Origin of the sequence: Leptolyngbya sp. FACHB-36, from assembly GCF_014695955.1 — a bacterium.
In the GTDB taxonomy this organism is placed as follows: domain Bacteria; phylum Cyanobacteriota; class Cyanobacteriia; order Leptolyngbyales; family Leptolyngbyaceae; genus FACHB-36.
On sequence record NZ_JACJPG010000458.1, the window covers coordinates 1 to 5119 of the forward strand.

The window sequence follows — 5119 nt, forward strand, 5'->3', positions numbered from 1 at the left end:
CCCGACGAGGGAGATGCCCTCGCAACTCAAGGAGTATCGACCTTCTGGTATCAACCACAGGCGCACAGTCTAGCGATGTTTTTGCACAACTACTTGGTCAAAACGCTGAAGCGTCCGTCTTATGGAGTGTACTGGAACAACTTAGCGCTGACTCGTCCGTCAGTGGCTCCGTCGGTTCTGTTGGAGCTTGGGTTTATGATCAATCCCACCGAGTTTGAATGGGTGACAAACGCCCGTGAGCAGAAGCGATTAGCCAGCGCGATCGCGGATGGCGTCACGGAGTGGCTCAAACAGGATACCCAACGGTAAGTGTTGGGTTCGGTTCCCTACCCGAACCGCCCTTCGACGTAATCTTTGGTCCGGCTCTGCGTTGGTGCCCTAAAGATTTGCAGCGTGGGACCAAATTCCACAAGCTGTCCGATGCGGCTTTCGTCGGTGCTAAAGAATGCTGTGTGGCTGGACACGCGCGATGCCTGCTGCATGTTGTGGGTGACAATGACGATCGTCAATTCCTGCCGCAGCGCGTCGATTAGCTCCTCGATCTTCATCGTGGCGATCGGGTCGAGCGCCGAGCAGGGCTCATCCATCAGCAGCACCTTCGGCTTCACCGCCAGCGCTCGGGCAATACAGAGTCGCTGCTGCTGTCCGCCCGACAGCCCCAGCGCCGATTTACTCAGGTTGTCTTTTACCTCGTCCCACAGTGCCGCTCCCCGCAGTGCCTCTTCCACGATCTCATCTAGTTGGTTGTTAGACGGACGGCTAAACACCCGCACGCCATAAGCAATATTGTCGTAGATGCTCATGGGAAACGGGTTGGGCTTCTGGAACACCATGCCGATCTGCTGCCGCAAGCGGTTTAGATTAACCTGGCGGCTGTAGATGTCTTGTCCAAGGAACTCAACCTTTCCCTCGACTCGGACATCTCCCTCCAGTTCGCCAATGCGGTTGAGCGCTTTGATGAACGTGGACTTGCCGCATCCAGACGGACCAATAATGGCGGTGACGTTTCGCTGGTAGATGTCGATTGAAATGCCTTCAACTGCCTTGCGCGTGCCGTAATAGAACGACAAATCCCGAACGCGCAGCGCTGTAGAAAGTTCGGTTGAGGAAGCAGACACGGTATTCACCGAATTGGTCAGTTCGTTGTTCATAGTCCTCAGCGATGGGTGCTTCGTTGGGTAACACGACGAGATAGGACATTGATCAAAAGCACGATGCCAACCAGAATGACTGAGGCGCTCCACGCTAGCTGAGTTTGCTCGGCAAAAGGCGAGTTGGCGTAGTTGAAGATCATCACCGACAGGGAGGCGATCGGTCCCAATAAGCCATCCGAGAAGTTCTGCGGATTAAACAACGCGGTAAAAATCAGGGGAGCCGTTTCGCCCGCTGCCCGCGCCACCGCCAGCAGCGCCCCAGTCGTAATTCCGGGCAGGGCAGCGGCAACCACAACTCGAAACGTCGTCTGCAAGTGGTTCGCGCCCAGCGCTGCCGACGCGAGACGCTGTGGCGTCGGTACGAGCTTTAGCGCCTCTTCGCTAGCCAGAACGATGATTGGCAGCATGATGACTGCTAGCGCGAAGCTGCCTGCCAACGCTGAGAAGCCTTTGTATCCTGCGATCGTGTTCACCACGATCACCCCGTAGGCAAACACGCCAACCACGATCGATGGCACGCCGCTCAGCACCGTGACGACAAAACGAATTCCACGGGCGATCGGCGAACGTTTACCGAACTCCGACAGATAGACCGCCGTTAGCACGCCGATCGGGATGCTAACCAGCGCCGCGATCCCGACCATCGTCAGCGTTCCCACGATCGCGTTGGCAAAGCCATTCACCCGACCTGCTTCGCCCACGGGAGCGGGCAGCGAGGTCAGCACCTCCCAGCGCAACTGGGGCGCGCCCCGAACGAGAATTTCCAGCAGAATCGACAGCAGCGGCAGCAGCGCCAGCCCCGTCAGCAGAAACGCGATCGTCGTCATGCCGTAGCTAAATAGCGTCCGCGCAGGCGGCAGGGGGCGAGTCAGTTCGTGGTCAGTCGAGGGAGCCATTGGGGAGGTGAAGGGTAGGGAACCAAGCTCATTCAAAATCCAGAATTCAGTAGTCCCTCACTCCTCACTGGTTTCTGAAGCTGAGAACCTGCACCATAAACACCGCAATGACGTTGATGGTAAGGGTGAGGGCAAACAAGATCAGCGCCAGATACATCAGCGCGCCAACGTGGAGATCGTCCAAGGCTTCAGCGAATTCATTGGCAAGGACGGCAGGAATCGTGTAGGCGGTGTCTAAGAGCGAGGGGCTAATTTGAGGCGTGTTGCCAATCACCATCGTGACTGCCATTGTTTCTCCGAGTGCCCGTCCCAATCCCAGAATTGCCGCGCCAACGATGCCAGAGGCAGCCGTGGGCAGCAGAACCCGGAAAATCGTTTCCCAACGAGTTGCCCCCAGCGACATCGATGCGGTTCGTAGATCGACGGGCATCGCCAGTAACACTTCTCGGCTAATTGCCGCGATCGTCGGCACAATCATAATTGCCAGGATCATTCCTGCCGCCAGCATTCCCGATCCATAGGGCGTAGAGCTGAACAGGGGCACCCAGCCAAAATTCTGGTTTAGCCAAAGCTGAATCGGCTGAAGCGCGGGAATAAACACAAAAATGCCCCACAGCCCGACAATGACGCTGGGGATGGCAGCAATCAGCTCCACGATAAAGGCGAGCGGCGTGCGAACCCAGCGCGGCAGGAAATTCTCGCTCGTCACTAGAGCAACCGAAACGCCCACAGGCAGGGCAAGCAGCAGCGCGATCGCGGAACTTACCAGGGTGCCGTAGATGTAAGGTAAGGCACCAAACACTAATCCGCCGACGTCCCATTCCTGGCTGGTTAGAAAGCCAAATCCAAACTGCCGGATGGCGGGCAGGGCTTTGTCAAGAATCACCGCGCCTATCCAGAACAGCACCGCCACCGTCAGCAGGGCAACCCCCTGAGCTACCCAAGTAAACGCGCGATCGAGCCAGGGAGCACCTTGCTCACCTGCAATGAGATCAACGCCAGCATTGTCCGACAATGCCGATCTGGATTGGGGTGGATCAACAGAAGCCATAGCGGAGGAGATTGCAAGTCAATAGGCGGGGATAAGCATGGGGTACCTCGACGATCGAGGTACCCCACGCAAGCGCGTTCTAATCGCAATTAGAACGTGAAGGTCGTCCGCAAGGTGCCGACGAACTCGGTGTCGTTGTCGTCGTTATGCTCCGGGTTGAAGATGACCAACAAACCAGGCGTAACGGCGATGTTGTCGTTCAGGCGGAAGCGGTAGAAGCCCTCCAGGTGGTAGGAGGTGTCGCGGTCCCGACGACGGTTCGCAAACCCAACCGTGTTTGCTGGGCTGTAGTCGTTCTGGGTGACTTTAGGAGGCTGACCGAAGATGATTCCGGCTAAGTTGCCTTCCTTGAACAGATCGGGAAGTGCAACCCCGACTGCCCAGTTCCAGATCGTCGCTTCATCGCCTTCCTGAATGTTGGGGTTGGCAATGCTTCCCTGGTTGCCAGCAGCGACCGTCCGCTGCGCTTCTGCCTTGGTGTAGCCACCCCAGCCAAACAGGCTGAAGGCACGGCTAAGCCGAATGTTTGCTTGCACACCAAACAGGTTTGCGGTCGTTGGCACGTTGCCTGCGGCATCCGGCGTACCAGCACTGTTGAACGGGTTGTTGGCAAAACCGCTACCCGTACCGCCGCTGATGCCCGCACCCGTATTGGAATAGAGGCGCGCGTAGGTTAAGCCAATCCCGATTTGGGGCGTTGGCGCGTAAGCAAGCTGGGCGATCGCCGCATAGCTACCGTTGAAGATGCCGCGATCGGGACCGGGATCTTGAGCATCTGCGGTTGGCACCAGATAGCCCAACGACAGGGTAAACGCATTCCCAAACGTAGCCTCACGACCCAAGCGCTGGTTGACGATCAATCCTGTGCCTGTCGAGGCTCGGTAGATGGGGTTGAAGCGTCCGAAGCGGGAGATTGCGCCAGCACCGCTGGACTCAACCGGGCTCAGGGTAGGAAGCGCGTCGTTGAACTCTAGACCGTCATTGGTGCCACCGCCCAGGAAGACTGTGGTCAGATCGCCGAGCGGGAAGCGATACTCTAAGCGACGCAGCTCAAAGGCATTACCCGTACCGCTGACGCCGTCAAAGCCCAGACGAGTCATGTTGGTCCCGGTAACAGCACCCGAGAATTGAGTGATGTTTCGGGCTTGCAGTGTCGTTCTCAAACGGTCCCGACCGCTGAAGCTGGCATCAATGTTTAAGCGGACGCGATCGGCCACAATGCCGTTATCCTGCACGTCTCGACGAGTGCCCAAAAACTGGGTCCGCAACGCTTCCCGCGCAGCGTCAGTGGTGGCAAAGTCAATCTGCCGCTGCTGGTCCGAGGTCAGCGCGCGCTCATCCCCAAAGGCGTTTGCATACGCCAGGATCACTTCTGCGTTCAGCTTAGCCGTGGTGGAGAACTGCTGCCGCTCCAGCGTAGTGGTGCGGGCATCCAGTGCATCGACGCGACCCCGAAGCTCATCCAGCTCTGCTCGGAACTCATCTTGCAGGCGTCGCAGTGTATCCAGGTCTTCTTTTTTCACCAGGTCAGCGGTGGCGGCGGCGATCAGCTCGTTGACGCGATCGATACAGGCATTCAAGCCAGCGGCAAATTCGTAACGAGTTAAGGCGCGGTTGCCGCGATAGGTACGATCGGGATAGCCGACGATACAGCCGTAGCGCTCGACCAGCGATTGCAGCGCCTGGAATGCCCAATCGGTCGGACGGACGTCAGAGAGTTGCGATACCGACGTAACTTGTCCAACCCGATTCGGTCCTGTGTTTTCGCCATAGGTGATCACCTTTTCTATCGTGGAGGTGTCGCCGGACGCAGATACGGGCTGCTTTGCCTCTTGGGCGGGTGCCTCTTGAGCCGTCGCGTTTAGGGCAGCGAATCCCAGCACTGCTGGAGCAAGCCAGAGAGATCTCCAGAGAAGTCGAGACATCAGAAAATCCTCACATCCAATTGAGTAATGAAAATTCGATCGAAACCGTGTTTATTGTCGCAGTTGTCAAGCACTTTGCGATCGCTTCATCCA

General features: G+C 57.5%; 5 protein-coding genes. 1 reads left to right on the top strand and 4 read right to left on the bottom strand.

Translation table 11 applies throughout. The features are described 5' to 3' along the window. A partial coding sequence (locus H6F43_RS12880) for an N-acetylmuramoyl-L-alanine amidase (RefSeq protein ID WP_190343148.1) occupies nucleotides 1-309 on the top strand: 309 nt, incomplete at its 5' end. 17 nt (nucleotides 310-326) lie between these two features. Here the strand turns inward: H6F43_RS12880 and pstB are convergent. From pstB to H6F43_RS12900, 4 genes are all read right to left on the bottom strand, one after another. Next, nucleotides 327-1151: a phosphate ABC transporter ATP-binding protein PstB gene (gene pstB, locus H6F43_RS12885; RefSeq protein ID WP_190343149.1), complete on the bottom strand. Its 825-nt coding sequence runs from the start codon at nucleotides 1149-1151 to the stop codon at nucleotides 327-329. A 5-nt stretch (nucleotides 1152-1156) separates the two neighbouring features. After that, nucleotides 1157-2050: a phosphate ABC transporter permease PstA gene (gene pstA / locus H6F43_RS12890; RefSeq protein WP_190343150.1), complete on the bottom strand. Its 894-nt coding sequence runs from the start codon at nucleotides 2048-2050 to the stop codon at nucleotides 1157-1159. Nucleotides 2051-2114: 64 nt separating this feature from the next. Then, nucleotides 2115-3101: a phosphate ABC transporter permease subunit PstC gene (pstC, locus tag H6F43_RS12895; RefSeq protein ID WP_190343151.1), complete on the bottom strand. Its 987-nt coding sequence runs from the start codon at nucleotides 3099-3101 to the stop codon at nucleotides 2115-2117. Between the two features lie 89 nt (nucleotides 3102-3190). Then, complete coding sequence (locus H6F43_RS12900) at nucleotides 3191-5026, bottom strand: iron uptake porin (RefSeq protein WP_190343152.1); 1836 nt, start codon at nucleotides 5024-5026, stop codon at nucleotides 3191-3193. Nucleotides 5027-5119: the final 93 nt, after the last annotated feature.

What these genes read in the sequence shown, in the direction of transcription:
- pstB (WP_190343149.1), bottom strand. Translation starts at nt 1,151, where the DNA reads ATGAACAACGAACTGACCAATTCGGTGAATACCGTGTCTGCTTCCTCA.
- pstC (WP_190343151.1), bottom strand. Translation starts at nt 3,101, where the DNA reads ATGGCTTCTGTTGATCCACCCCAATCCAGATCGGCATTGTCGGACAAT.
- H6F43_RS12900 (WP_190343152.1), bottom strand. Translation starts at nt 5,026, where the DNA reads ATGTCTCGACTTCTCTGGAGATCTCTCTGGCTTGCTCCAGCAGTGCTG.
- pstA (WP_190343150.1), bottom strand. Translation starts at nt 2,050, where the DNA reads ATGGCTCCCTCGACTGACCACGAACTGACTCGCCCCCTGCCGCCTGCG.